Below are 22,320 nucleotides of genomic sequence, written 5' to 3' on the forward strand. Positions count from 1 at the left end.
CGGCAGGTAGTGGCGTGGCGGGTAGGGCACCCGGCTCACCCCCCTGCCGCGGCGCGCGGCGGGTTGTGCAGGTGTTCCCCGACCCGGCGCACCAGCCGGGCCATCTCGTAGGCGATCAACCCGAGATCGGCCTCCGCGCCGGAGAAGACGGACAGGCAGGTGCCCTCCCCCGCAGCTGCGACGAAGAGGAAGCCCTGCTCCAACTCGACCATCGTCTGCCGGACTTCACCTGCGTCGAAGTGCCGACCGGCCCCCTTGGCGAGGCTGTGGAAGCCGGAGGCGAGAGCCGCCAGGTGCTCGCCGTCCTCCCGGCCCAGACCAGCCGAGGTGCCCATCGCCAGACCGTCGGCGGAGAGCATCACCGCGAATCTGATCTGCGCCACCCGCGAGACCAGTTCGTCGAGCAGCCAGTTGAGTTCACCTACGTGGTGGGTGCTGCCGGTCATCGGTGCGTTCCTTCCTCTGGGGTCGGTCGGGCCGGGCGGCGACTCTTGCCCCGGGCCCAGCCCTGCTGGTACGCGGACATCGCGGCGCGGGCCTCCTCCGGGTTGCGTCCCGTCTGCGGCGCCCCGCCGCCCGACGGCCGGGCCGGGGCCTCCCGCAGCTGCGGCGCGAGGCTCGCCTGCCGTACGCGGCGCGGGAGTTCACCGTCGGGGCCAGGTTCTGCCACCGGCCCGAGCGGAGCAGCTGGTGGTACGGCCGGCAAGACAGTCGGGGGCACAGTCGGGGGTGCCGGGAGCCGGGGCACCGCGAACGGCGTCGGGCGCAGCACGCCCGGGTGCCCGCCCCCGGCGCCGAAGGGCCGGGCCGCACCCGGCCGCGCCACCGCCACCGCCGTGGCAGCCGGGGCCGGGGCCGCTGCCGGAGCGCCGACGGCCGCCAGCTCCGGCATCGGTTGCCGCTGCTCCGCCTCGCGCGTCTCCAGCAGGGCGTTGGGCAGAAGCACGACGGCGGTGGTGCCGCCGTACGCGGAGGGCCGCAGGGCGACCCGGACGTCCTGGCGGCGGGCCAGGCGGCTGACCACGAACAGGCCGAGCCGGTCGCTGTCGAACAGGTCGACCTGCTGGGCGGCCTCGATCCGCTGGTTGGCGTCGGCGAGCGCCTCGGCGCCCATCCCGAGCCCCCGGTCCTCGATCTCCAGGGCGTAGCCGTTGCCGACCAGTTCGCCCCGGATGTGCACCTTGGTGTGCGGGGGCGAGAAGCCGGTGGCGTTCTCGACGAGTTCGGCGACGAGGTGGGTGAGGTCGGCGACGGCCGGGCCCGCCACGGCGGCGTACGGCAGCCGGTGCACCTCGACCCGGGCGTACTCCTCGACCTCGGCGACGGCGGCCCGGACGACGTCCATCAGCGGGACGGGCCTGCGCCAGGCCCGTCCGGGGACGGCGCCGGAGAGGATGATCAGGCCCTCGGCGTGCCGCCGCATCCGGGTGGTCAGGTGGTCGAGCCGGAAGAGGTCCTCCAGCTCGGCCGGGTCCTCGGTGCGGCGCTCCATCGCGTCCAGCAGGGTGAGTTGGCGGTGCACCAGGACCTGGCTGCGCCTGGCCAGGTTGACGAAGACACCGGAGACGCCGGAGAGCACCTCGGCGCGCTCGACGGCGGCCGTGACGGCGGCCCGCTGCACGGAGTCGAGGGCGCCGTGCACCTGCCCGATCTCGTCGTCCCCGTGCGGGCGCAGCGGCGCCTCGGTCTCCACGTCGATCTCCTCGCCTGCGCGCAACCGCCGCATGGTGGCGGGGAGTTTACGTCCGGCGAGCTCAAGTGCACTGTTCCGCAGGGCGATCAGCTCGGTGACCAGCCCGCTGCCGATCTGCACCGATATCAGCAGCGAGGCGATCACGGCGACCAGCCCGAGCAGCACGGCCGTGCCGCCAGGCGTGAACAGCCCCAGCGCGTACGGCTGTGCGCGCTGGACGGCGGCCGTGCCGGCCTCGGTCTCGACGGCGCGCAGGGCGCGGGCAACGCTGTCGGCGGCGGCCGACCACTGGTCGGCGCTGACGGCGGTGGCAGCGAGCGCGCCGCTGTCGGCGGTGGCGACGGCGTCCTCGGCGCGGGCGAGATCGCGGTGGTCGGCGCCGCCGATGACGGCCGCCAGGGCGGCCCGGTCGGCGGGGCGCAGGTCGGGGGCGGCGGTCTGCTCGAAGAGCCGCCGGGCGGCGACTGCGGCGGCGAAGTCGCGCAGCTGCGGGTCGGTGAGGGCCCCGGCGCTCTGGCCGGTGCGCAGTGTCGCGTCCTCGCGGGCCAACAGCTCGCGGGAGCGCGAGAGTTCGAGCAGCACCCGGGCGTCGGAGGCCGCCTGGTGGTCCTGGAGCTGGGTGGTGGCGCCCTTGACCTCGAACGCCCGGTCGACGGCGGCGTTGTACGCGGCGTACGCCTCGTCCCAGCCGACCGCGCGGGCGAGGATGCGGGTGCGCAGGGCGGGCAGCGCGGTGACGGCCGCGTCGAGGGCGTCGATCCGGGTGGCGGTCTCGGCGCCGAGCCCCTGGGCGTCGGCGCGGTTGTACCGGTCGCCGAGGACGAGCGGCGCGAGTGCCCGGTCGGTGGCGGCGGCCGCGTCGCGCAGGGCGCTCTCCCGGACGGCCCCGGAGCCCGCCAACAGCTGTCCGGCGGCGGCCCGTTCGGCCTGGAGCCCGGCGAGGGTGGCGTCGACGGGGGCGAGCACGGTGCGGTCGGTGTCCTGGAGGCGGAGCAGCTCCCAGACGTTCTGCGCGGTGGTGACGGTGGCGAAGGCCCAGAGGGCCATCACGGAGACCACCGGCACCATCAGCAGGGCAACGATCTTGGCGCGTACGGTGCGTGGCCTCGGCCAGGCCGGGCCGCCGGGCCCGCCGGGGAGCCCGCCCGGCGCGGCATCGGCCGGGCCGCCGGTCTCCCGGGCGGGCCGGCGTGGGCACCCCGGCGCTGGCCGGTGGCGCCGGGGCGGACGGGGCCGCGCGCGGCGCTCGGGGTCGCCGTCGGTGCGCTGCGGGGGGTGCCGCGGCGTACTCGCATGAGTGTGATGCCCTTTCTCGGGTTCTCGGGGTCGGCGGCCGGGTCGGCCTCGCCGCGCCGCCGGTGGTGCATGGTTACCGGCGGAGCCTCAGGCGGCGCGGTCGAGCTCCTCGACGGTGATCTCGCCCGCTTCGCGGTAGGCGGCGTGCTCCTGGGCCGTCGGGGAGAGGGCGACGAAGGCGGAGGCGAGGAAGAGGAAGGAGCCGAGCGCGACGGCCAGCGGGAAGACGAACTGCATCGGGGTGGCGCCGCCGAGGCCGGTGCGGTCGGGGTGCAGATGGACGTGGACGGCCGCCATTCCGGTGTAGTGCATGCTGCTGACCGCGACGCCCATCAGGAGTGAGGCGGCGGCGGCCGCGAAGAGGTTGCGGATGGTCACGGCGGCCCAGAGCGCGGCGGTGGCGGCGCCGACGGCGATCAGCACCGAGAGCACGACGGCGCCGGGGCTGTAGCCGAGAGCGCCGTGCAGACGGACGGCGGCCATGCCGGTGTAGTGCATCGCGGCGACGCCCAGCCCGGTGGTCAGGCCGCCGAGCAGCAGGGCCCGGCCGCGGTGTCTGCCGTAGCCGACCACGAAGACCCCGACGCCGACCACGACGATCGCCATCACCAGGCTGAGCAGGGTGAGCGGCACGTCGTAGCGCAGTTCGGTGCCGTCGACGGTGAAGCCGAACATCGCGATGAAGTGCATGGTCCAGATGCCGGAGCCGATCGCGGCGGCGGCGGTGAGCAGCCAGTTGCGCCGGGAGGGGCCGGTCGCGGAGAGGGCGCGCAGGGTGCAGCGCAGGCCGAGCGCGGCGCCCACGCAGGCCATCACGTACGAGATGGCGGGGGTGAGCCAGCCGAAGCTGAAGTGGTTCAGGGTTCCCATGATGTGGGGCCTCCGGGTGACCGGTCGGGCTCGGAGGACTCCGCCCCCGGGCTGTCTTCGACCGTGCGCCCCGGTGGTTGGTCATATGCCAACGGCTGTATGCCGACCGGGCGTGCGTTTCGGTCTCGGATGCCGTGACGCTATCCAGTGCCCCCAACCGCCCCACCGAAGATGTGAAAAGCTGCCCACTCCTCGCCGCAGCTGTGCTCGAATGGTTGGCGCCTGTGCCGTGGCCCTGACGGCCCGTTCTAGCAGCCCGCCGGGCCCGTCCGGCCTGCCCTGGGGGTGAGGCGGATTCGGGCCGGGCCATCGGCCTGGAGGGTGAGGCCCTGGCTGATCGGGACGTCGGTGTCGACCGCCTCGACCTCGAAGGCCCGCAGGACGGCGGCCAGGCTCAGGACGGATTCGAGCATCGAGAAGTACTGGCCGATGCAGGCCCGGGGGCCGCCGCCGAAGGGGTACCAGGCGTAGCGGTGCCGGGCGGCCTCGCGCTCGGGGGTGAAACGGTCGGGGTCGAACGCCTCCGGGTCGTCCCAGTGGCCCGGATGGCGGTGAGTGACCCACGGCGAGATCAGCACGTCCGTCCCGGCGGGGATGCGGTGGCCGTCCACCTCGCAGTCGGCGACGGCTCGGCGGCCGAGCAGCCCGGCGGCCGGGTAGAGCCGCATCGCTTCCTTCAACACCTGCTCCAGATAGGTCAGTCGGGCCAAGTCGCCGACCTCCGGGAGCCGGTCACCGAGCACCGCGTCGACCTCCTCGCGGGCCCGCCGCTGCTGCTCGGGGTGCTTGCCGAGCAGGTGCAGCGCGAAGGCCAGCGAGGTCGCGGTGGTCTCGTGCCCGGCGAGCAGGAAGATCAGGACCTGATCGCGGAGTTCGGTCGCGTCCAACTGCTCGCCGTCCTCCGTCCGGGCCTCGGTGAGCAGGCCGAGCAGGTCGCCGGTCGCATCCTCAGCTGTGCCGGCCGCGCGACGCCGGGCGACGATCTCGTCGCAGACCCGGTAGAGCTCGTTCTGGGCCGCAACCGCCTTGCGGTTACCGGGGGTCGGCCACTGGCGCGGCACCCGCAGCGGCGCGAAACCCCGGCCGACGATGTACTCCCCCAGGATCGGGAAGTTGACCCGCACCGCCTCGGCCGCCGCCTCCACGTCGGTGCCGAACAGGATCCGCGCCACGGTGCGCAGCGCGAACCTGGACATCTCGCCGACCGCCTCCACCACGCCGTCCGGCACCGCCGCCCAGCGCTCGATCAGCGCTGCCGACTCGATCGCGACGGCCGCACCGTAGCCGTCGACCCGGCGGCGGGTGAACAGCGGCTGGATCAGGCGGCGTTGACGCTGGTAGTCGGCGTCCTGCGCGGTGAGCAGGCCGTTGCCGATGCTGAGCCGGATCTCCTCGTAGAGCACGTTCTCCTTGCGGAAGTTAGCCGCCTGCCCGGCGAGCACCTGCTGCACGCCGTCCGGCGAGAAGACCACATAGAACTCGGTCCGCAGACCGGGCGGCCCGACGGTGAAGCGGACCACGTCGCCGTGCTCGCGCTGGGCTTCGACCATCGTCCGGAGCGGGTCACGGGCGAGGTCGAGCAGAGAGCCGATCAGGGGCAGGCCGGAGGGCCCAGGAGTTCGAGTGGTCGGCATGCGTCGTCTCCCGAATAGGAACTGGTGTGCCTGCGCCACAAGCTAACTGACTGATCATCAGCTGGACAGGGCGCATACGCAGGGAATTCCCCGGCACCACCCCCTGGAGCCGCCTGTGCGCCGGGGCGAGTGCTCTATCCGGCCAACCTGACAACCCGTGTGCAGATCATGGGAGTTGACGGAACGCCAGCTGTCGGCACGCGAATGCCGCCCAGCCCGCCCGACGTCGGCTGGCTCAAAACAGCGGTCGAACACCTGAATATGACGACGACATTTTCATCGGACCACCACCCCCAGTAGCCTTCCGTGCCGGAGACGCCACTCGACGTGACGATGCCCCCGTCCGCCCGAAGGAGCCCGTGTGCCCGGAATCGACGACTGCCTGAGCGAGGCGATGGCGATCACCGGTGCGCGCGGGGTGAGCCTCACCGACTGGAGCAGCGGGCTCTCCCTCGGCCATCTGGGCGACAGCCCCAGCGGCGACCACGAGACCGGCGCCGCCGAGGCCACCGACCTGGCCCGCGCCGCCGCCGACAACCCGACCTTCGCCGATCCGGAGGACGCCCGGATGCCGCTGCAGGACCTGATCGTCACCTCCGGCCGCAGCTACCACCTGCTCCGCTTCGTCGACACCGCCTTCGACAGCAGGCTGCTGCTGCACCTCTGGCTGGACCGCACCCACGGCAACCTGGCGGTGGCCCGGCTCCGCCTCCAGGCCCTGGCCGAGGAGCTGGTCCTCGGATGACGCTCCCCGCCCCGGCCCCCTCCCATGCAGCTCCGCAACGCGACGCCGACGGCTGCGGCACGCTCGTCGAGGAGCTGGCCCGCTCCGGCGCGACCGGCGCGCTGCGCAGCGAGTGCGGCACGGTCTACCTCGCCGAGGGCGCCGTCGTGCACGCCGAGAGCCCGCTCGCCCCCGGGATGGCCGCCGTCCTCACCACCGGCGGCCGGATCAGTCACCCGGCCTGGCGGCAGACCCTGCTGGTGCACGGCGCCGACCACCGGGTCGGCCGGGTCCTGGTCGAGCAGGGCCTGCTGACCCGGGGTGAGTTGGAGATCTGCCACCTCGGGGCGCTCTACGACGCCGCCTACTTCGCGCTCTCCGCGCACCCCTCGGCGGTGTCCTTCGAACCCGGCGTACGGCACTGGCTCGGCCCGGTCAGCCGGGTCGGCGCGCGGGCGCTGCACCGCGAGACCGTACGCCGCCGGAGCCTGCTGGCCGGGATCTGGCCGTGGCCGCAGGTCGACACCGCTCCCCTGATACCCGCCGCTGTGACGCCGCCGCCCCGCCCCCTCACCCGGCCGCCCGGCCGCAGCGACCGGCGGGGGCGGCCCCGGATCGGCCCGCGCGGGCGCGAGCTGCTGGCGCTGGCCGACTGCCGCCGGACGCCCGTGGACCTCGCCCTGCTGCTGGGCCGCTCGGCCTTCGCCACCACCGCCGAAGTCCGCCGACTGGCCGCCGCCGGGCTGATCGAGACCCCCGACGGCCGGCTCCCCCCGGCCGGACAGCTCACCCTCGTACCGCCCGGGGCCGGGGCACCGCTGCTGCCCCGGCGGGCGCCGGGGGCGAGCCGCGCACGGCACAGCCGCCCCTCGGCGCCCCCGCCGCCGACCGCCCACGACCCGGACGTCGCCCTGCTGACGCGGGTCCTCACCGCACTGGAGGCCCGACTTTGACTTCCTCTCCGCCCGCAGCTCCGCCCGCAGCGCCGCCCTCGTGGCCATGAGGCGGGCGCTCAAGCAGCGCGTCGGACGACGGCAGCTGGTCTCACTGGAGGCGGAACTGCTGGCCGAACTCCGTTCGCTCCGGCAGCGGGTGCCGCACCTGGCGGGCGGTCTGGTCGCCAGCGTGGACGGCCTGCTGCTGGCCCACAACACCCACGACACCGAGCCCTCGGGCCTGGCCGCGCTGACGGCCGCCGCCCTCGGCGTGGCGCAGCGCCTGGCCGACGCCACCGGCCAGGGCGAGTTCCGCGAGTCGCTCGTCCGGGGCGAGCACGGCTACGTCGCGACGTACGCGGCGGGCGCCGTCTGCGTGCTGACGGCGCTCTCCTACCCGGACGTCAACGTCGGCCGCCTGCACCTGGAGGGGCGGCGCTCCGCCGAGCGGATCGGCGCCCTGCTGGACGGGGCGCTCGGCCCCAAGGACCCCAAGGAGGTGGAGTGACGGCCCCCGCCGTCACCCGCCGCCGACCGTACGACTGCACGACCGACCGCACCCCTATATGAGGAGAACCGACATGGCAGACGTGGACGCCGCGCTCCGGCAGACGATCAGCAGCATCGAGGGCGCGATCGGCGCCGCCCTGGTGGACTACAACAGCGGGATGGCCCTCGGCACCCTCGACAGCGCCAGCGGGCTCGACCTCACCGTCGCGGCCGCCGGGAACACCGACGTGATGCGCGCCAAGATGCGGACGATGGACATGCTCGGCCTCAAGGACGGCATCGAGGACATCCTGATCACGCTCACCAGCCAGTACCACCTGATCCGGCCGCTCACCGGGCGCAGCGGCAAGGGGCTGTTCCTCTACCTTGCGCTCGACAAGTCCCGGGCCAACCTCGCGATGGCGCGCCACCAGCTCGCCCGGATAGAGGCAGAGCTGGAGGTCTGACCCGGGGGGCCGGCACCACCGGCGCACACCCCGCCCGACCTGCTTCAACGCATCGCACATGCGGGCATCCGAACCTCCCCACCCTGGCCTGTGCGATGTGACAGCGGACATTCGTCCCGCACATGCGGCATGATGATCGCCTCACCACCGTAGCCCCCGCGCCCGACCCGGCGCGGCAGGAGGGGAACACCTCATGACCACCACCACGCGTCGCTCCGCCGTCGCCGCCGTCGCCGTCCTCGCGCTGGCGGGCGGCCTCACCGCCTGCGGCAGCAGCGGCTCGAAGCCTGCGGCGGCCGACAGCTCGGCGCCGTCGACGGCGGCCACCGCGACGTCGAAGGTCTCCGGCACCGTGACGGTCTTCGCCGCCGCGTCGCTCAAGGAGAGCTTCACCGCCCTCGGCAAGAAGTTCGAGGCCGCCAACCCGGGCGTGAAGGTCACCTTCAACTTCGGCGGCAGCTCGGCGCTCGCCCAGAGCATCAACTCCGGCGCCCCGGCCGACGTCTTCGCCGCCGCGAGCCCCGCCACCATGAAGACCGTCACCGACGCCAAGGGCGCCACCGACCCCAAGGTCTTCGTCCGCAACACCCTCGAGATCGCCGTGCCCAAGGGCAACCCGAAGCACATCGCCGCCCTCAAGGACCTCGCGGGCGCCGGGCTGAAGGTCGCCCTGTGCGCGAAGGAGGTGCCGTGCGGCGCCGCCGCCGTCACCGCCCTCAAGGCGGGCGCGGTCGACCTGACCCCCGTCACGCTGGAGCAGGACGTCAAGGGCGCGCTCACCAAGGTCGAGCTGGGCGAGGTCGACGCCTCCCTCGTGTACAAGACCGATGTGCAGGCCGATGCTGCGAAGATCGACGGCGTGGAGTTCCCCGAGGCCGCCAAGGCCGTGAACGACTACCCGATCGCCCCGCTCGCCAAGGCCCCGAACGCGGCCGGTGCCGCCGCCTTCGTCGCCTACGTCGAGTCGGCCGAGGGCAAGCAGGTGCTGACCGCCGCGGGCTTCCAGGCCCCGTGACCAAGCCTCAGCCACCCACCGCCGCCGGGCCCGTCACCACCAGGGCCCGGCGGCGGCGTGCACCCCGCATCCCGTACGCGCTGCTGCTGCCCGCCCTGCTCGGGCTGGCCTTCCTCGTACTGCCGCTGGTCGGGCTCCTCGTCCGGGCTCCGTGGAGTTCGCTCGCCGGCCAGCTCTCCAGCACCGAGGTCTGGGACGCGCTGCGGCTCTCGCTGGTCTGCGCGACGGCCGCCACCGGCGTCTCGCTGGTGCTCGGGGTGCCGCTCGCCTGGCTGCTCGCCCGGACCCACTTCCCCGGCCGCCGGATCATCCGGGCGCTCGTCACCCTGCCGCTGGTGCTGCCGCCCGTGGTCGGCGGCGTGGCCCTGCTGCTGGTGCTCGGGCGCAACGGCATCGTCGGGCGCTGGCTCGACTCCGCCTTCGGCATCACCCTGCCGTTCCACACCTCGGGCGTGGTGATCGCCGAGGCGTTCGTCGCGATGCCCTTCCTGGTGATCAGCGTCGAGGGCGCGCTGCGCGCCGCCGACCCCCGCTACGAGGAGGCCGCCGCGACCCTCGGGGCCTCCCGGCTGACGGCCTTCCGGCGCGTCACCCTGCCGCTGATCGCGCCCGGCATCGGGGCGGGCGCGGTGCTCGCCTGGGCCCGCGCGCTCGGCGAGTTCGGCGCGACCATCACCTTCGCCGGGAACTTCCCCGGGCAGACCCAGACCATGCCGCTCGCGGTCTACCTCGCCATGGAGTCCGACCCGGAGGCGGCGATCGCCCTCAGCCTCGTCCTGCTCGCCGTCTCGATCGCGGTCCTCGGCGGGCTGCGCGAACGCTGGATGTCCACCGGGAGCAGCACGCCATGACACTCGACGCCCTGCTCCGGGTGGAGCGCGCCGCCTTCCGGCTGGACCTGGCGCTGACCGCCGCCCCCGGCGAGGTCATCGCGCTGCTCGGGCCGAACGGCGCGGGCAAGTCCACCGCGCTGCGCGCCCTCGCCGGGCTGCTGCCGCTCTCCTCCGGCCACCTGCGCCTCGACGGCGCCCCGCTGGAGGACCCGGCCGCCGGTCTGCACACGCCCGCCGAGCACCGCCCGGTCGGCGTGGTCTTCCAGGACTACCTGCTCTTCCCGCATCTGAGCGCCCTCGACAACGTCGCCTTCGGCCTGCGCTGCCAGGGCCTGCGCCGTGGCCCCGCACGGGCGACCGCGCTGCCCTGGCTGGAGCGGATGGGCCTGGCCGATCATGCCGACGCCCGGCCCGGCGCACTCTCCGGCGGCCAGGCCCAGCGCGTCGCGCTGGCCCGCGCGCTCGCCGTCCGGCCCCGGCTGCTGCTGCTGGACGAGCCGCTCGCTGCGCTGGACGCCCGCACCCGGCTGGAGGTGCGGGCGCAGCTGCGGCGGCACCTGGCCGAGTTCGAGGCGGTGGCCGTGCTGGTGACGCACGATCCGCTGGACGCGATGGTGCTGGCCGACCGGCTGGTGGTGATCGAGGACGGCACCCAGGTGCAGGCCGGGACGCCCGCCGAGATCGCCCGCCACCCGCGCACCGACTACATCGCCCGCCTGGTCGGCCTCAACCTCTACCAGGGCACGGCGGACGGGCACCTCGTCCGGCTCGCGGACGGCGTGGAGCTGACCACCACCGAGGAGCTGTCCGGCCCGGCGTTCGTCGCCTTCCCCCCGGCCGCCGTCGTGCTCCAGCGCAGCCGCCCCGACTCCAGCGCCCGCAACGTCTGGCAGCTGGAGGTCGCCGGTCTCGACCTGCACGGCGACCAGGTCCGGGTCGACCTGACTGGCGCCCTCCCGCTGGCCGCCGACCTGACCCCCGCCTCCGCCGCCGAGCTCGACCTCGCCCCCGGCACCCCCGTCTGGGCCTCCGTCAAGGCGGCGCAGACCCACGCCTATCCGGCCTGAGGGTCTACAGTCCCGGGGTATGGCCGCCTTCCCTCCCGACGTCTCCCCGACCGACCCCGGCTACCGCCTGATGCGGAACGGCCCGGTGACGCTCGTCCGTGCGGCGGGCCCGGCCGTCGCCCGGCTGACCGAGGCCGGCTACCAGGTCGTCCGTCTCCCGGCCGGCACCTGGGCGACTCCCGGCGACCTGCACCGGGACATCGCGGCGGCGCTGCACTTCCCCGCCTACTACGGCCGCAACCTGGACGCGCTCAACGACTGCCTGCGGGACGTCCTCGCGTTCGAGTACGGCGCCTCGCCGACGGCGACGGGCCTGGTCCTGGTCCTCGACGGCTACGACCGCTTCGCCGCGGCCTGCCCCCGGGAGGCCTGGATCGTCCTGGACATCGTCGCGGAGCACTCGCACCGGGCCGCCCTGACCGGCACCCGCTTCCTCTGCCTCGCCCAGAGCGACAACCCGACGCTGCACGTCGAACCGGTCGGCGCGGCGTCGGTCGGCTGGGGCGGCTGAGCCCACCTCTGCACCAGGTATGTCGATATCAAGTATCTTGACGTCGAGATTAAATTGGGGCAGTCTGGTCCTTGATCTTCAGGGAACCGGGGGCCGGACATGCAGTGGCGGGACGACGGACTGATAGCACAACTGCGCAGGCCGCCAGGTGGGCGGGATGCGCGGATCATGCTGCTCGCGCAGTTCCTGGACCGGACCGGGTCCGGGGTGTGGGCGGCGGCCTCGGTGCTGTACTTCACCTATGTGACGCACCTGGACGCCCAACAGGTGGGTCTCCTGCTGGGCGTCGCGGCGGTGGCGGGGATCGCCGGATCGCCGATCGCGGGGTGGCTGGCCGAACGGATGCCGGTGCGCGGGCTGCTGATCGGGTCCCACCTGCTGCGGCTGGTGACGATGGGCCTGCTGCTGGTGTTCAGCAGCTTCGACGCCCTGCTGCTCGTGGTCGCCGTCACCTGCCTCGGCGAACGGGCGGCCAAGACCCTGGAGATGCTGTTCGCCACCCGGGTGGCCGGCGAGAAGCGCGGCACGTACCAGGCGCTCTTCCGCACCGTGGCGAACGCCGGCACCGCGCTGGGGGCGGGGATCGCGGCGATCGGCCTCGCCATCGGCACCCGGGACGCCTACCGGGCGCTGATCATCGCCGACGCCCTGTCGTTCGTGCTGGCCGCAGCCCTGGTGTGGCGCACTGCGGAGCCCAGGGTGGCGGCTCCCACCGCCGAGCCGGCCCCGACCGGAACGGCTCCGGCGGCCGAGCCCGCACACAGCCCGTGGCGGGACCGGGGATACCTGCTCTTCGTCCTGCTCGACATACCGATGTGCCTGGACGACTCGGTGCTGAACGTCGGCCTCCCGCTCTGGCTGGTCAACCACACCACCGCGCCGCACATCTTCGTACCGGCCTTCCTGGCGCTCAACACCGTGCTGGTCGTGGTGCTCCAACTCCGGGTGTCGGCAAGGGCGGAGGGCCCACGCCGGGCCGCCGGGGCGGTCGCCCTGTACGGGGTGTCGCTGCTCGCCTGCTGCCTGGTGCTGGCGACCAGCACCGGCGGCGGGGCCTGGACGGCGTCGATCGCCCTACTGCTGGCAGCGGTGCTGGTCACCCTGGCGGAGCTGATGCGCTCGGTCAGCTCCTGGGAGCTCGCGGTCAGCCTCGCCCCACCGCAGGCACGGGCCTCCTACCTGGGCGTGGCCGGGATGTCCCAGTCCGTGCAGAAGTCCCTCGGCCCGCTGCTGCTGACCGGCGCCGTGATGACCGCCGGACCGGTCGGCTGGCTGGCCCTCGGCACGGCGGTCACCGGGATATCGCTCGTCCAGCGGCGCAGCTGCCTGCAACGGCTGGCCACGCTCCGGCCCGAGGCCCTGGCCGCCCGCGCCTGACCGACGACGGTGCAGCTGCCGGGCGCGATCTCCAGGCCGTGGACGCGATGCCTGGCCGACCCGAACCGGGCAAGTACGCGTCAGCCGGCCCGAAGACCCACCGCCAGGGTCAGTTCGAGGACCCGGTGCGGCGATGCGAGATCCGGAAACAGCTCCCGCAGCTGCGACATCCGGTACCGGACTGTCTGCGGATGGACGAACAAGGCCGCCGCCACCTCGTCCCGCCTGCCCTGGTACAGCAGCCACGCCCGCAACGTCTCCTCCAGCCGCCGTGCGGTCGTGACAGGCAAGCTCCGCAACGGTGCGAGGGCTCGGGCACGCAGGTCTGCGAACGCGTCCATGTCGGCGCTCAGCACCAGCTCGGGCAGGTGGTCCTCGGTGTCGCGAATGTCGGAGGAGAGGGAGCGCGCGCGTACGGCTCGTGCGTACGAGGCGGACGCACGGGTCCAAGGCCGTGCCGGGCCGACCACGGCGGAGCGGTCGGTCAGCTGCCGCAAGAGGTGTGACCGGTCGGCGTCGGGGACGAGCAGCACGCCGGTGGCGTCCGGCAGATCGTCGAGGACGAGAGTGCTCGGATCGAGCGCGCGGTACGCAGGCCGGGCCTGGGCGGTGGGCAGCAGGACCACGGTCAGCGAAACCGGGGGCTGCCACCCGGCCCGCTGGGCAGAGGCCAGCAGCACGTCCGGGCTCGCGCCGGCGAGGAGGTCACGGGCCAGGTGTTCCAGGTGGCGCTCGTGGGCCCTGCCCCGGGCGGCCAGTTCGTCGGCGTGGCCCGCGGCGCTCGCGGCGGAGAGCTCGTCGATGTAGGCGAAGGTCAGCTCGGCGAACTTGGCGACCTCGGCGGCGGGCAGACCTGCGGGCACGGCACCCGCCGCCAGGCACCGCCAGGCCACCCGGGCGCCGACGCGGTAGGCGCTGAGCAGGGCGTCCATCGAACGGCCGTCGCGCACCTCGCCGCGGCCCAGCTCGTAGGCTGCGTCACCGGCGTCGCCACCCACGGCGTTCCCGCTCGCGAGGTCCAGGTAGTGCCCCAGGGCGGTGCGGACGGCTCGGCGGATGGTGCCGCCCATACGGCCCGAAAGGGCGTTGGCGTAGGGAGGGACCTCGTCGATGATCGCCTCGACGACCTCGTCGGCGGTGGCCGCCAGCGCGGCCCGAACCGCCGTGACCGTCGTCTCGTCCAGGACCAGCTCGCTGGCCCTCCGGATTGCATGGCTCACGTTTCTGTTCCCTGCGAACAATTCAGCCGACCAGATTTACGTCCTACGGTCAGGACTTTACGCCGTGAGGCGCAGCAAGCTGGGGTCATGACGAGTGCAGCCCTCCGCAGCAGGGCATGGAAACTGCTGGAGATGGTCACGACGCCGCTGCTGCCGTCGGACTACCTCGATCTGGTCAGCCCGCTGCGTGCGGGCGCCGACCTGCGTGGGCGCATCGAGGCCGTGCACCCCGAGACGGGTGACGCCGCGACCATCGTGATCAGGCCGGGAGGGGGTTGGCGCGGCCACACGGCCGGTCAGTACGTGCGGATCGGGGTCGACGTCGACGGGAGGCGCCTGTGGCGTGCCTACTCCATCACCTCGCCGACGGACCGGCAGGACGGCCGCGTCACGATCACCGTGAAGGCGGTCCCGGGCGGCAAGGTCAGCAACCACTTGGTCCGCAGGGCGACACCGGGCACGCTGGTCCAGCTCGACCAGCCGGCCGGTGACTTCGTGCTGCCGCAGGCCAAGCCCGCCAAGGTGCTCTACCTGACGGCCGGCAGCGGCATCACGCCCGTGATGGGCATGCTGCGCGACGTCGAGTTCGACGACGTCGTCATGGTCCACTGCGCGCCACAGCCGCAGGACGTGATCTTCCGCAACGAACTGCACGACCTGGTCGCGGACGAGAAGCTGCGCCTCACCGAGGTGCACACCGACACGGACGGCAGGCTCGACATCGCCCGTCTCGGCGAACTCGTGCCCGACTGGGCCGAGCGCGAGACCTGGGCCTGCGGGCCAGCGGGCCTGCTCGACGCCGCAGAGGAGCACTGGGCCGAGCACGGCCTCCAGGAGCGCCTGCACACCGAACGCTTCCGCCCCCGCACCGTCGTGGCCGGCGACGGTGGCGGTGGTGGCGGCGGTGGCGAGGTCACGTTCAGCGTCACCGGCAGGACCGTCGACGCGGACGGCGCCACGCCGTTGCTGGACATCGGCGAGGAAGCCGGCGTGCTCATGCCCTCCGGGTGCCGCATGGGCATCTGCTTCGGCTGCGTCACGCCGCTCAAGGCGGGCGCCGTCCGCGACCTGCGCACCGGCGAGATCACCGAGGCCGAGCCGGGCGTCCTCATCCAGACCTGCGTGTCCGCCGCGGCGGGCCCCTGCGACATCGAACGGTAGACGCACCTTGACCGCCATTGACCCCACCGCCCACCTGACCGCGGAGCAGATCGAGGAGCTCGGCCGAGAGCTGGACGCGATCCGCGACGACGTGATCGCCGGCCGTGGCGAGAAGGACGCCGCCTACATCCGCAAGGTCATCTCGGCGCAGCGCAAGCTCGAGCTGGCCAGCAGGGGCGTGCTGCTGTTCTCGATCTTCCCACCCGCGTGGCTGCTCGGCACCGCCGGTCTGTCGGTGGCGAAGATCATGGACAACATGGAGATCGGCCACAACATCCTGCACGGCCAGTGGGACTGGATGCGGGACCCGAAGATCCACTCCACCACCTGGGAGTGGGATCACGTCTCGCCGTCCGAGCAGTGGAAGCACTCGCACAACGAGCTGCACCACACGTACACCAACGTGATCGGCAAGGACAACGACCTCGGCTACGGCATCATGCGCGTCGACGAGGACCAGAAGTGGCACCCGCTCCACCTCGGCCAGCCGCTGTGGAACTTCATCAACGCCTGCTTCTTCGAGTACGGCATCGCAGCGTACGACCTGGAGCTCGGCAAGAACCTGCAGAAGCACCGCCGCAGGACCCCGGAGTTCCGAGCGCAGGCCAAGGCCGTGGGCCGCAAGATCCGCAAGCAGGTGCTCAAGGACTACGTGATCCACCCGCTGCTGTCGGGCCCGTCGTTCCTCACCACGCTCGCCGCCACGTTCACCGCGAACGTGGTCCGCAACATCTGGACCCACTCGGTGATCATGTGCGGGCACTTCCCCGAGGGCGTACAGGTCTTCGAGCGCCGGTCGATCAATGGCGAGACACGCGGCCAGTGGTACCTGCGCCAGATGATGGGATCGGCGAACATCAGCGGCAGCAGGGCCATGCACTTCATGACCGGCAACTTGTCCCACCAGATCGAGCACCACCTGTTCCCGGACCTGCCGAGCAACCGGTATGCCGAAGTCGCGGTGAAGGTGCGCGCGCTGTTCGAGAAGTACGAGCTGGAGTACGTCACCGGGCCGCTGCCCAAGCAGGTGTTCTCCGCGTGGCACAAGGTCTTCCGGCTCTCGCTGCCGACGAAGAAGCCCAAGGTCAGGACGCCGGACCGCGAACGGGAACTCGTCGCGGCCTGATTCCCGGAACGCGCGCTCCTCGCCCGCTGCGCTGCCGTGTCGAGGTCAGCGTGCTGCGTTCACGGGCGTCGCAGGCGTCCAACGGGGCAGTAGCGTTCGCCGCCTTCGAGTGCAACAGTCAGCCCGGGGGCGATCTCGGTGAAGCCGGCGTCGCGGACGAGCGGGAGGTCACTGGCCGTCAGCTCGGCCCAGGCGGCGAGGGTCGCGGTGCGGACGGCGAGCGGGAAGCCGGCCTCGGCCCACTCCTTGCGCTGGGTGTCGTCCAGTCGCCACCAGGCGAGCTGGGCCGCGTGGCCGGTCTGCGCCATGGTCTTGCCCGCGCTCATCTCCAGCTCGGGGTTGAGCCAGAGCACCGGCACCCCGGCGGCCGGGGCGGGCGGCTCGGCGGGGTCGTCCAGGTCGGTGCCGGAGACCTGGAGCTTGGCCAGCTCCTTCGGCCAGCCGTCCAGCGGCACGGGCGGGAAGACCCGCACCTCCGCCTCGGCCCCCTGCACCGTGATGCCGGGCAGCTCCCCGGCCTTGCGCCACTCGCCGCCCCGGGCCCGCCGGACCACCTTGCGGATGCGGGCGTCCTCCCACGCGGTGACGCGCTCGGCCCACTCCCCGTCCGGCTCGGTCACCCGGGGGTCGGCGAGCAGCGTCAGCACCGCGCGCGCCGAGGTCTCCAGCGCGTCCGTACGGGCCGGGGGCGTGGCCCGCTCCAGGCGTACCAGGAGCGGCAGCACGTACTGCGGGTTGGCATCGCGCTCGTTCACGACGGCGGGAGTGCTGGCGGCGGGAGTGCTGGGGGCCTCGAACGGGCTGGGGCTGTCCTGGGAAGTCACGCCATCAGGATGCCAGGAGCTGCCGACGGTGTGATCACCGGCGGTCGGGTCACCGACGGCCGGGTCACCGGCGGTAGCCGCGGGACGGGTCGCGCTCCTCGGCGTCCTCGTAGTTGAGGAACCAGCCCTCGGGGTGGGTCGCGCCGAGCAGCTCCTCCGTCCGGGCGGTGCTGTCGGCCTCCGGGTCGGCGTCGGCGTCCTCGGGGCCGTAGACGCCGAAGAGCTCGTCCTCGCAGCCGTCCCAGTCGTAGTCGTAGAGGTCGACGGGCAGCTCGCCCATCATGTCGGCGACGGCCTGCGGCTGGGCGCCGAGCAGCTCCCGGGCGTCCGCCAGCGCGAACCGCAGGGCCACCTCCTCGGCGAGGCAGCGCGGCAGCGGCCACTCGCCGAGCGCGAGGTCGTCGGCGAGGTCGTCGAAGGTGCGGGCCAACGAGCGGCGCCAGGCCCGGTGCATCCCCCACGTGCGGTGGGGCAGCCGGGCGAGCACCGCCCACTCCTGCTCGTCCTCGTCGGTGACCGGGTCGCCCTCGTGCTCCTCCAGGTCGTCGTACGCGGCGTCGGCGAGGGTGATCAGCTGGGTGTGCAGGAGGCAGGCGGTGCGCGGGGTGAGCATCCAGTCGCCGACCGCCCCACCGTCCTCGATCTCGGCGTCGAGCGGGAAGAGCTCGGCGAAATCGGGGGCGAAGTCGTCGGTGGCGCTGATCTCCAGGGTGCCGCCGAGCGCTTCGATGCCGGGGATGGCGGCGGTCAGCCTGTCTGGGTGGAGCAGCGCGCCGAGGGCCGCGTTCGGGTCCTCGGTGACCTCCCGCAGCATCGCCTCACGCTGCCCGGCCGCGTCGATGCCGACGAAGTCCAGCTCCTCGACGGCCGCCTGCGCGGCCGCGCGCAGTGCGGGCCAGTCGGAGATGCGGATGCCGAGCACCACCGTCGCCTCGATCTCCTGCGCGCCGGAGTCCTCCGCCGCGCCCGGCCCCTGTGGATGATCGCTTCGCTCGCCCATGCGCCCTACCGTACGGCTTTTACCCTCTCCGGTTCACCGGTGCGTGCCAGGTTCTTCGCCGCAGCCCGGCGTGGCCCCTGGCCTCCGGCCCGCTGGGGCCAGCACGATAGTGCGATGAGCAACCTGGATGAGTACGGCGGCGGGCAGGGCCCGCAGGCCGACGTACTGGTGGTCACGACCAACGACGTGCCCGGTTACCGGGTCGAGCGGGTGATCGGCGAAGTGTTCGGTCTGACGGTACGCAGCCGCCACATCGGGACGCAGATCGGCGCCTCGCTGAAGTCGATGCTGGGCGGCGAACTGCGCGGCCTGACCAAGACGCTGGTGGAGAGCCGCAACCAGGCGATGGAGCGGCTGGTCGAGCAGACCAAGGCTCGTGGCGGCAACGCGGTGCTGATGATGCGTTTCGACGTCACGGAGGCGGCGGATCTCGGGACGGAGATCTGCGCGTACGGCACGGCCGTGGTGATCGCCCCGGCGGGCTGAGCCGGGGAACATCCCTTCCTGGCTGCATGTTCCACGGTCGTGACTGTTGACCGTGCAATGAGTGACGTGGACGTCGTGGTGATCGGCGCCGGGCAGGCGGGCCTGTCCGCCGCCTACCACCTGCGGCGGCGCGGCTTCGCCCCCTACGACGGGTTCGTCGTGCTGGACGCGGACGCCGCACCGGGCGGTGCCTGGGCGCACCGCTCGCCCTCGCTGCGGATGGCCACCGTGCACGGCTTCCACGACCTCCCCGACTTCGAGCTGCCCGCCCCCGACCCGCAGGCCCCCGCCCGCGAGGTGGTGCCGGGCTACTTCGCCGCGTACGAGGCCAGGCACGCCCTGCCGGTCGTCCGGCCGGTGCACGTCCGGTCGGTGAGCTCCCGCCCCGACGGGCGGCTGCTGATCGAGTCGGACGCGGGCAGCTGGTCGGCGCGGGCGCTGGTCAACGCCACCGGCACCTGGACGCGGCCCTTCCTCCCCCACTACCCCGGGCACTTCGCCGGACGGCAGCTGCACTACGCCGACTACCGGGGCCCCGAGGAGTTCGCCGGGCAGCGGGTCGTCGTGGTCGGCGGGGGCGCCTCGGCGGTTCAGGTGCTCTCGGAGGTCGCCGCCGTCGCCGAGACGGTCTGGGTCACCCGCACCCCGCCGGTCTTCCGGGACGGCCCGTTCAGCCCGGAGGCCGGCCGGGAGGCCGTGGCCATGGTCGAACAGCGCGTCCGCGAGGGCCTGCCCGTGCGGAGCGTGGTGAGCGTGACCGGCCTCGGCCCGTCCGTCGCCTTCCGCCGCGCCAAGGAGCTCGGCGCCCTGGAGCGCCGCCCGATGTTCGACCGCCTCACCGAACACGGCATCGCCTGGGGCGAGCAGGAACTCCCCGTCGACGCGGTGATCTGGGCGACCGGCTTCCGCCCCGAGATCACCCACCTCGCCCCGCTCGGCCTGCGCGGCCCCGGCGGCGGCATCCGGATGGACGGCACCCAGGCCGCCGCCGACCCCCGCATCCACCTGGTCGGCTACGGCCCCTCCGCCTCCACCATCGGCGCCAACCGCGCAGGCCGCAGCGCAGCCATCGCGATCTCGCACCTGCTCGGCGAACCCGCGTACGCAGTCGGCTGACCCGGGGCGGGCCCTCGGCCTACCGGTCGTAGTCGACCGTGACGCGGTCGGTGATCGGGCGGGCCTGGCAGGTCAGGACGTAGCCGGCGGCGAGCTCCTTCTCCTCCAGGGCGAAGTTGCGCCGCATCTCGACCTCGCCGTCGGTGACGAGCGCGCGGCAGGTGCCGCAGACCCCTCCCTTGCAGGCGAACGGGAGGTCGGGGCGGGAGCGCTGGGCGCCGTCCAGGATCGAGCGGTCGCGCGGCAGGGCGAGCGTGCCGGAACGGCCGTCCAGGACGACGGTCACCTCGCTCAGTTCGCCGTCCAGCGGCTGCTCGACGCGGTCGGCGACCGGCTCGTCCTCGGCGTGGAACAGCTCCTGGTGCACCCGTTCGCCGGGAACCCCCAGGTCGGCGAGGAGCTGCTTGGTGCCGGTGACCATCCCGAAGGGGCCGCAGAGCCACCAGTGGTCGACCTCGGCGGTGTCCACCAGCGCGGTGAGCAGCGCCCGGACGCGCTCCGGGTCGAGGCGGCCGCTGAGGAGTTCGGCGTCGCGGGTCTCCCGGGAGAGCACGTGCAGGAGCTGGAAGCGTCCGAGGTAGCGGTCCTTCAGGTCTGCCAGCTCGTCCGCGAACATCACTGTGTCGCTGCGGCGGTTGCCGTAGACCAGGGTGACGTGCGAGCCCTCGTCGGCGGCCAGCACGGAGGCGGCGATCGAGAGCATCGGCGTGATGCCGGAGCCCGCCGCGATCAGCACGTGCTCGGCCGGGGTGCCGAGTTCCGGGCTGAACAGCCCGGAGGGCGGCAGCACCTCGACGCTCTCCCCCGCGCGGGCCTCGTGGACCAGCCAGCGCGAGAACAGCCCGCCGGGCACCTCCCGGATGCCGATCCGCAGCGCCTCTCCGACCGGCGCGCAGATCGAGTACGAGCGCCGCTCGTCGGCGCCGTCCACGATCCGTCGCAGGGTCAGCGTCTGGCCGGGCCGGAAGGCGAAGTCGTCGGCGAGCGCCGGCGGCACCTCGAAGGTCACGGCGACCGCGTCCTCGCAGAGCGGCTCGACGGACTCGATCCGCAGCTGGTGGAAGGTCGGCCGACGCACGGCGGTGGCGCTCAAGTCAGATCTCCTTGATCCGTTCGAAGGGTTCCCGGCAGGCACGGCAGCGCCAGAGCGCCTTGCAGGCGGTGGAGCCGAAGCGGGAGAGCTCCTCGGTGTCCTGACTGCCGCACTGCGGGCAGCTCACCACGTGCCGGGTCGGCCCGAGCCTGAGCAGCCCGCTCGCGGGGGACGCTGCGGGGCCCGGAGGTGCGATGCCCGCCTCGGCGAGCTTGCGCCGACCGTCCCCGGTGATGCTGTCGGTGCTCCACGGCGGGTCCAGCCGCAGCCGTACCCGGACGTCGGCGTAGCCCGCCGCGCGCAGCCGGCCGTCGACGTCGGCGGCCATCTCGGCGATCGCCGGGCAGCCCGAGTAGGTCGGGGTGAGCCAGGCCGTCACGGCGCCGCCGCTCTCCTCGACCTCGGCCAGCACACCCAGCTCGGCCAGCGTGAGCATCGGGAGCTCCGGGTCGAGGACGGCCGCCGCGACCTCCCAGGCGCTGGTCGCGGTCACCACGTCGCTCCCGGGTGGGCGCGGGCGAGCACCTGGAGCTCGGCGAGCAGCGGGCCGAGGTACTCGGTGTGCACGCCGTCCCGCCCTGCGCGGCCGCCGATCCGGGCCAGCGGCGCGGTGCCGGGCAGGCTGAGCCCGGCCTCGGCGACGACGGCGGCCAGCTCGGCCAGCACCGGCTCGCGGAGCACCGCCGGGTCGACGCCGAGCCTGGTCTCCACCGGGTGGGCGGTGAACAGCTCGTCCAGCAGCGGCCAGACGGCCGCCAGCCCGGCCTGCATCCGCTCGGCGGAGTACGGCGTGCCGTCCCCGAGCCGCAGCGTCCAGGCCGTGGCGTACTCGCGGTGGTACGCCAGCTCCTTGACCCCGCGCGCCGCGACGGCGGCGACCACCGGGTCGGCGAAGGAGGCGAGCTGCTCGTAGAGGGCGTGCCGGGCGGTGGCGAAGAGCAGCAGCCGGGCGACGGAGTACGCGAAGTCCCCGTTCGGCGTCTCGACCATCCGGACGTTGCGGAAGTCGCTCTCCTCGCGCCAGTACGCGAAGTCGTCCTCACCGCGCCCGGTGCCGTCGGCCTGCCCGGCCCGGGTGAGCAGTTGGCGGGCCTGGCCGAGCAGGTCGAGCCCGAGGTTGCTGAGCGCGACCTCCTCCTCCAGCTCGGGGGCGCGGGTGCACCACTCGATCAGCCGCTGGGAGAGGATCAGCGCGTCGTCGCCGAGCATGAGGCAGTACGCGGCCAGGTCCTGGCCGTCGACCCCGGCTGGGATCGCCGTGTCGACGCCGAGCAGCGGGTCGGAGAAGCCGGTGCCGTAGGCCCAGCGGGCCTCACCCTCGGGCTCGCCGGACGCCTCCGTGAGGGAGAGGTACACGTGATCGTCGGACATGTCGTTCCCCGT

At 73.4% G+C, this 22,320-nt stretch carries 23 protein-coding genes; 13 read left to right on the plus strand and 10 right to left on the minus strand.

Features of this window, described 5'->3' with window-relative positions; genetic code table 11:
- Positions 1 to 35: 35 nt before the first annotated feature.
- The 4 genes from ACR68M_RS05075 to ACR68M_RS05090 form a co-directional block, all read right to left on the minus strand.
- Complete coding sequence (locus tag ACR68M_RS05075; RefSeq protein WP_441249196.1) at positions 36 to 446, minus strand: roadblock/LC7 domain-containing protein; 411 nt, start codon at positions 444 to 446, stop codon at positions 36 to 38.
- Complete coding sequence (locus ACR68M_RS05080; RefSeq protein WP_441249197.1) at positions 443 to 2,761, minus strand: sensor histidine kinase; 2,319 nt, start codon at positions 2,759 to 2,761, stop codon at positions 443 to 445. Before ACR68M_RS05080 ends, ACR68M_RS05075 begins: the two co-directional genes overlap by 4 nt.
- Positions 2,762 to 3,076: 315 nt before the next feature.
- Positions 3,077 to 3,859 carry an MHYT domain-containing protein gene (locus ACR68M_RS05085; protein ID WP_441249198.1) on the minus strand — a complete coding sequence of 261 codons (783 nt, stop codon included), beginning with the start codon at positions 3,857 to 3,859 and terminating at the stop codon, positions 3,077 to 3,079.
- Between the two features lie 248 nt (positions 3,860 to 4,107).
- Positions 4,108 to 5,493: a cytochrome P450 gene (locus ACR68M_RS05090; protein WP_441249199.1), complete on the minus strand. Its 1,386-nt coding sequence runs from the start codon at positions 5,491 to 5,493 to the stop codon at positions 4,108 to 4,110.
- 361 nt (positions 5,494 to 5,854) lie between these two features.
- Here ACR68M_RS05090 and ACR68M_RS05095 point away from each other — a divergent pair, with 361 nt between their 5' ends.
- The 9 genes from ACR68M_RS05095 (at position 5,855) to ACR68M_RS05135 (ending at position 12,911) form a co-directional block, all read left to right on the plus strand.
- A complete protein-coding gene (locus ACR68M_RS05095; protein WP_441249200.1) occupies positions 5,855 to 6,238 on the plus strand; it encodes a hypothetical protein in 384 nt (127 codons plus the stop codon).
- Positions 6,235 to 7,170 carry a transcriptional regulator gene (locus ACR68M_RS05100; RefSeq protein WP_441249201.1) on the plus strand — a complete coding sequence of 312 codons (936 nt, stop codon included), beginning with the start codon at positions 6,235 to 6,237 and terminating at the stop codon, positions 7,168 to 7,170. Before ACR68M_RS05095 ends, ACR68M_RS05100 begins: the two co-directional genes overlap by 4 nt.
- A 46-nt stretch (positions 7,171 to 7,216) precedes the next feature.
- On the plus strand, positions 7,217 to 7,660 hold the full coding sequence (locus ACR68M_RS05105) for a roadblock/LC7 domain-containing protein (RefSeq protein ID WP_441249202.1): 444 nt from the start codon (positions 7,217 to 7,219) through the stop codon (positions 7,658 to 7,660).
- A 73-nt stretch (positions 7,661 to 7,733) separates the two neighbouring features.
- Positions 7,734 to 8,108, plus strand: a complete 375-nt coding sequence (locus ACR68M_RS05110; RefSeq protein ID WP_441249203.1) for a hypothetical protein — start codon at positions 7,734 to 7,736, stop codon at positions 8,106 to 8,108.
- Positions 8,109 to 8,301: 193 nt separating this feature from the next.
- Positions 8,302 to 9,123 (plus strand): molybdate ABC transporter substrate-binding protein, encoded by an 822-nt coding sequence (gene modA / locus ACR68M_RS05115; RefSeq protein ID WP_441249204.1) that lies wholly within the window; start codon positions 8,302 to 8,304, stop codon positions 9,121 to 9,123.
- A complete protein-coding gene (locus tag ACR68M_RS05120) occupies positions 9,120 to 9,974 on the plus strand; it encodes an ABC transporter permease (protein WP_441249205.1) in 855 nt (284 codons plus the stop codon). The genes modA and ACR68M_RS05120 overlap by 4 nt, the downstream gene beginning before the upstream one ends.
- Positions 9,971 to 11,023: an ABC transporter ATP-binding protein gene (locus ACR68M_RS05125; RefSeq protein ID WP_441249206.1), complete on the plus strand. Its 1,053-nt coding sequence runs from the start codon at positions 9,971 to 9,973 to the stop codon at positions 11,021 to 11,023. Before ACR68M_RS05120 ends, ACR68M_RS05125 begins: the two co-directional genes overlap by 4 nt.
- Positions 11,024 to 11,042: 19 nt before the next feature.
- Positions 11,043 to 11,534 carry a barstar family protein gene (locus ACR68M_RS05130; RefSeq protein ID WP_441249207.1) on the plus strand — a complete coding sequence of 164 codons (492 nt, stop codon included), beginning with the start codon at positions 11,043 to 11,045 and terminating at the stop codon, positions 11,532 to 11,534.
- Positions 11,535 to 11,633: 99 nt separating this feature from the next.
- On the plus strand, positions 11,634 to 12,911 hold the full coding sequence (locus ACR68M_RS05135; protein ID WP_441249208.1) for an MFS transporter: 1,278 nt from the start codon (positions 11,634 to 11,636) through the stop codon (positions 12,909 to 12,911).
- An 80-nt stretch (positions 12,912 to 12,991) separates the two neighbouring features.
- Here the strand turns inward: ACR68M_RS05135 and ACR68M_RS05140 are convergent, their stop codons facing one another.
- A complete protein-coding gene (locus ACR68M_RS05140) occupies positions 12,992 to 14,131 on the minus strand; it encodes a PucR family transcriptional regulator (RefSeq protein WP_441249209.1) in 1,140 nt (379 codons plus the stop codon).
- Between the two features lie 87 nt (positions 14,132 to 14,218).
- Between ACR68M_RS05140 and ACR68M_RS05145 the strand changes: the two genes are divergently transcribed.
- Both ACR68M_RS05145 and ACR68M_RS05150 read left to right on the plus strand, forming a co-directional pair.
- Positions 14,219 to 15,292: a ferredoxin reductase gene (locus ACR68M_RS05145; protein ID WP_441249210.1), complete on the plus strand. Its 1,074-nt coding sequence runs from the start codon at positions 14,219 to 14,221 to the stop codon at positions 15,290 to 15,292.
- 7 nt (positions 15,293 to 15,299) lie between these two features.
- Complete coding sequence (locus tag ACR68M_RS05150; protein WP_441249211.1) at positions 15,300 to 16,418, plus strand: fatty acid desaturase family protein; 1,119 nt, start codon at positions 15,300 to 15,302, stop codon at positions 16,416 to 16,418.
- Positions 16,419 to 16,477: 59 nt separating this feature from the next.
- Here ACR68M_RS05150 and ACR68M_RS05155 read toward each other — a convergent pair whose 3' ends face one another.
- Together ACR68M_RS05155 and ACR68M_RS05160 are read right to left on the minus strand one after the other, a co-directional pair.
- Entirely contained in the window at positions 16,478 to 17,242 is a 765-nt protein-coding gene (locus tag ACR68M_RS05155; RefSeq protein WP_441249212.1) for a peptidyl-tRNA hydrolase, read from the minus strand.
- Between the two features lie 64 nt (positions 17,243 to 17,306).
- Positions 17,307 to 18,242 carry a hypothetical protein gene (locus ACR68M_RS05160; RefSeq protein ID WP_441249213.1) on the minus strand — a complete coding sequence of 312 codons (936 nt, stop codon included), beginning with the start codon at positions 18,240 to 18,242 and terminating at the stop codon, positions 17,307 to 17,309.
- Positions 18,243 to 18,356: 114 nt separating this feature from the next.
- Between ACR68M_RS05160 and ACR68M_RS05165 the strand changes: the two genes are divergently transcribed.
- The gene (locus ACR68M_RS05165; RefSeq protein WP_441249214.1) at positions 18,357 to 18,728 is read left to right on the plus strand and encodes a YbjQ family protein; all 372 of its coding nucleotides are present in this window, start codon (positions 18,357 to 18,359) and stop codon (positions 18,726 to 18,728) included.
- A 57-nt stretch (positions 18,729 to 18,785) separates the two neighbouring features.
- Entirely contained in the window at positions 18,786 to 19,844 is a 1,059-nt protein-coding gene (locus ACR68M_RS05170; RefSeq protein WP_441249215.1) for an FAD-dependent oxidoreductase, read from the plus strand.
- Between the two features lie 19 nt (positions 19,845 to 19,863).
- On the opposite strand, the gene paaE is transcribed toward ACR68M_RS05170, so the two are convergent.
- The 3 genes from paaE to paaC are packed head-to-tail and all read right to left on the minus strand — an operon-like array spanning position 19,864 to position 22,308.
- Entirely contained in the window at positions 19,864 to 20,937 is a 1,074-nt protein-coding gene (gene paaE, locus ACR68M_RS05175; protein WP_441249216.1) for a 1,2-phenylacetyl-CoA epoxidase subunit PaaE, read from the minus strand.
- A 1-nt stretch (position 20,938) separates the two neighbouring features.
- Positions 20,939 to 21,373: a 1,2-phenylacetyl-CoA epoxidase subunit PaaD gene (gene paaD / locus ACR68M_RS05180; RefSeq protein ID WP_441251514.1), complete on the minus strand. Its 435-nt coding sequence runs from the start codon at positions 21,371 to 21,373 to the stop codon at positions 20,939 to 20,941.
- Positions 21,374 to 21,426: 53 nt separating this feature from the next.
- The gene (paaC, locus tag ACR68M_RS05185; protein WP_441249217.1) at positions 21,427 to 22,308 is read right to left on the minus strand and encodes a 1,2-phenylacetyl-CoA epoxidase subunit PaaC; all 882 of its coding nucleotides are present in this window, start codon (positions 22,306 to 22,308) and stop codon (positions 21,427 to 21,429) included.
- Positions 22,309 to 22,320 lie beyond the last annotated feature (12 nt).

Origin of the sequence: Kitasatospora sp. McL0602, from assembly GCF_052076145.1 — a bacterium.
In the GTDB taxonomy this organism is placed as follows: Bacteria; Actinomycetota; Actinomycetes; order Streptomycetales; family Streptomycetaceae; genus Kitasatospora.

Coding starts and splice junctions, on each gene's coding strand:
- paaD (WP_441251514.1), bottom strand. CDS start 21,373: ATGCTCACGCTGGCCGAGCTGGGTGTGCTGGCCGAGGTCGAGGAGAGC.
- modA (WP_441249204.1), top strand. CDS start 8,302: ATGACCACCACCACGCGTCGCTCCGCCGTCGCCGCCGTCGCCGTCCTC.
- ACR68M_RS05160 (WP_441249213.1), bottom strand. CDS start 18,242: ATGGGCGAGCGAAGCGATCATCCACAGGGGCCGGGCGCGGCGGAGGAC.
- ACR68M_RS05145 (WP_441249210.1), top strand. CDS start 14,219: ATGACGAGTGCAGCCCTCCGCAGCAGGGCATGGAAACTGCTGGAGATG.
- paaC (WP_441249217.1), bottom strand. CDS start 22,308: ATGTCCGACGATCACGTGTACCTCTCCCTCACGGAGGCGTCCGGCGAG.
- ACR68M_RS05080 (WP_441249197.1), bottom strand. CDS start 2,761: ATGGTGCCGGTGGTCTCCGTGATGGCCCTCTGGGCCTTCGCCACCGTC.
- ACR68M_RS05170 (WP_441249215.1), top strand. CDS start 18,786: ATGAGTGACGTGGACGTCGTGGTGATCGGCGCCGGGCAGGCGGGCCTG.
- ACR68M_RS05105 (WP_441249202.1), top strand. CDS start 7,217: ATGAGGCGGGCGCTCAAGCAGCGCGTCGGACGACGGCAGCTGGTCTCA.
- ACR68M_RS05075 (WP_441249196.1), bottom strand. CDS start 446: ATGACCGGCAGCACCCACCACGTAGGTGAACTCAACTGGCTGCTCGAC.
- ACR68M_RS05135 (WP_441249208.1), top strand. CDS start 11,634: ATGCAGTGGCGGGACGACGGACTGATAGCACAACTGCGCAGGCCGCCA.
- ACR68M_RS05090 (WP_441249199.1), bottom strand. CDS start 5,493: ATGCCGACCACTCGAACTCCTGGGCCCTCCGGCCTGCCCCTGATCGGC.
- ACR68M_RS05100 (WP_441249201.1), top strand. CDS start 6,235: ATGACGCTCCCCGCCCCGGCCCCCTCCCATGCAGCTCCGCAACGCGAC.
- ACR68M_RS05110 (WP_441249203.1), top strand. CDS start 7,734: ATGGCAGACGTGGACGCCGCGCTCCGGCAGACGATCAGCAGCATCGAG.
- ACR68M_RS05130 (WP_441249207.1), top strand. CDS start 11,043: ATGGCCGCCTTCCCTCCCGACGTCTCCCCGACCGACCCCGGCTACCGC.
- ACR68M_RS05125 (WP_441249206.1), top strand. CDS start 9,971: ATGACACTCGACGCCCTGCTCCGGGTGGAGCGCGCCGCCTTCCGGCTG.
- ACR68M_RS05085 (WP_441249198.1), bottom strand. CDS start 3,859: ATGGGAACCCTGAACCACTTCAGCTTCGGCTGGCTCACCCCCGCCATC.
- ACR68M_RS05165 (WP_441249214.1), top strand. CDS start 18,357: ATGAGCAACCTGGATGAGTACGGCGGCGGGCAGGGCCCGCAGGCCGAC.